General features: G+C 70.3%; 2 protein-coding genes. Both read left to right on the top strand.

Annotated features, from left to right (window positions below; genetic code table 11):
* Positions 1–72 precede the first annotated feature (72 nt).
* Positions 73–1,596, top strand: coding sequence for an IS21 family transposase (gene istA, locus B9B60_RS16710; RefSeq protein ID WP_084453218.1), 1,524 nt, complete (start codon positions 73–75; stop codon positions 1,594–1,596).
* Positions 1,593–2,369, top strand: a complete 777-nt coding sequence (gene istB, locus B9B60_RS16705; RefSeq protein WP_234993918.1) for an IS21-like element helper ATPase IstB — start codon at positions 1,593–1,595, stop codon at positions 2,367–2,369. Before istA ends, istB begins: the two co-directional genes overlap by 4 nt.
* Positions 2,370–2,435: the final 66 nt, after the last annotated feature.

Below are 2,435 nucleotides of genomic sequence, written 5' to 3'. Positions count from 1 at the left end.
CATGAGCCGGGCCCCTGGACGGTGAACGGTGGCGGTGTCGAAGCCAGTCACCGCACCGCCCAGGGAGCTCCATTGAAGAACATGAGGGAAGAGTTGGACATCATCACCGCCTACGAGAATGTGGGCTCCTACCGTGGGGCCGCAGAGATCTGCGGCACCACTCACAAGACCGTCAAGCGAGTCGTGGAACGTGTGGCCGCGGGTGGGGACCGTCCGGTCCGCGATCCTCGCCCGGCGAACTACGAGGGAGTGCGCGAGCTGGTCGCCGAGGGCGTGAAGACGTCCAAGGGCCGGGTCAGCGCCAAGCGGCTGCTGCCCAAGGCCCGCGCGGCCGGTTACAACGGGTCGGCCCGAAACTTCCGGCGTCTGGTGGCGCAGGAGAAGCAGGCTTACCGGGCCGAGCACGGCAGGACCCACCGGCCGGCGGTGTGGTCCCCGGGTGAGCATCTGGTAATCGACTGGGGTGTGATCGCCGGGGTGCACGTCTTCTGCGCGGTGCTGGCCTGGTCGCGGTTTCGGTTCGTGCGCTTCGCCGCGGATGAGAAGGCCGCGACGACGATGGCGATGTTGGCCGAGTGCTTCGAGGTCCTGGGCGGGGTCCCGAAGGTGGTGCTCGCCGACCGGATGGGCTGCCTCAAGGGCGGTGTCGTCGCCAACCGGGTAGTGCCCACTGGCGAGTACGTTCGGTTCGCCACGCACTACCGCTTCCGGCCGGACTTCTGCGAGGCGGCCGACCCGTCCTCCAAGGGCGTCGTGGAGAACCTGGTCCGCTACGGCAAGGACGACTTGGCCCTGCCGCTGCTGATGGAGCACGCCGCCGCCGGCGACTTGGCCGCCGGTGCCGCAGCGGTGCTGGCCGACCTGGGCGCGGCCAACCAACGTGCGAGCCACTGGTGCGCCCAGGTCAACGCCACGCTCCATTCAGAGATCGTCGCGGTCCCGGTGGATCGGCTGGCCACCGAGGTCGACCTGCTGACCGGGCTGCCCTCGCTGCGCCTGGCGATCGGTCCCGCGCCGGTGACGCGCAAGGTCGACAAGATGTCCACCGTCCGGGTGGGCTCGGCCAGGTATTCGGTGCCCAACCGGTTGATCGGCACGAGCGTGGGGGTGCTCGTCGACGGCCCGCGCGTGCAGGTCATCGACGTCGATACCGGCGTCGTGCACGCCGAGCACCCGCTCACTGCGCCCGGCCAGGCGTCCATCCTTGATGACCACTACGGCGGGCCCCGCCCGGCCACGCCGGTGCGCGCCATCCGGCCCAGGACCAGCGCGGAGAAAGAGTTCTGCGCGCTCGGCCCGGCTGCGGAGGCGTTCATCGCCGGTGCCGCGGGCGCCGGGCACACTCGCCTGGGTCCGGAGCTGGCCGAGCTGAACACCCTCACGGCCGCGCACGGCCAGGCGGCGATGGTCGCCGCGCTCGAACGAGCGGTCGCGTTCAGCCGGTGGAAAGCCAGCGATGTCCGCTCGATCCTGGCCGCTGGCGCCGGTGTGCCCACCCCCCGCCAGGCCGGGGACGCGCTGGTCGTGGACCTGCCCACCAGCACCGGGCGATCGCTGACCGACTACGCCCCGAGCACGACGGCGGTGTCCTCGTGAGCGCCGCCCCACCCGCGCTGGACGCGGACCTGACCGCTGGGCTGCGCCGGCTGAAACTGGCCACGATGCGCCAACTCGCGCCCGAGCTGCTCACCACGGCCAAGACCCAACGGTGGTCGCCCGAGGAGGTGCTGCGCGCGCTGGTCGAGGCCGAGATCGCCGCCCGCGACGCCTCCAACGAGCGAGCCCGGCTCAAGGCCGCGACCTTCCCGGTCATCAAGACCATCGAGGACTTCGACCTGGCCGCCTCCTCGATCCCAGCACCGACGTGGGCCTACCTGACCGGCCTGGAATGGGCACGCGCACGCGAGAACGTCGCGCTGATCGGGCCGGCCGGCACCGGCAAGTCACACACACTCATCGCGCTCGGCCACGCCGCCGTCCTCGCAGGCCACCGGGTGCGGTACCTGACCGCGGCCGAGCTGGTCGAGACCCTCTACCGAGGCCTGGCTGACAACACCGTCGGCAAGACCATCGAGACCCTGCTGCGCAACGACGTCGTCCTCGTCGACGAGATCGGCTTCGCGCCACTGGACGACACCGGCGCGCAACTGCTGTTCCGGTTCGTCGCCGCAGCCTACGAACGACGATCCCTGGGCATCGCCTCGCACCACTCCTTCGAGGACTGGGGACGCTTCCTGCCCGAACACACCACCGCGGTATCGATGCTCGACCGCCTGCTGCACCACGCCACCACCGTGGTCACCAACGGCCAGTCATACCGCATGCGCCAAGCCCGCCAACGCCAAGGAGGTGACCTCCCGACCCAGTGATCAACCCCGCAGAGGGTGGGGACTTCCACCTGGCCAAAACCGGGGACCTGAGCTTGGCCGTTGACA

Origin of the sequence: Janibacter indicus, from assembly GCF_900176385.1 — a bacterium.
Taxonomy (GTDB): Bacteria; Actinomycetota; Actinomycetes; order Actinomycetales; family Dermatophilaceae; genus Janibacter; species Janibacter indicus.
Note: the sequence above shows the minus strand (reverse complement) of the source record. Positions and strands in the feature narration are given on the sequence as shown.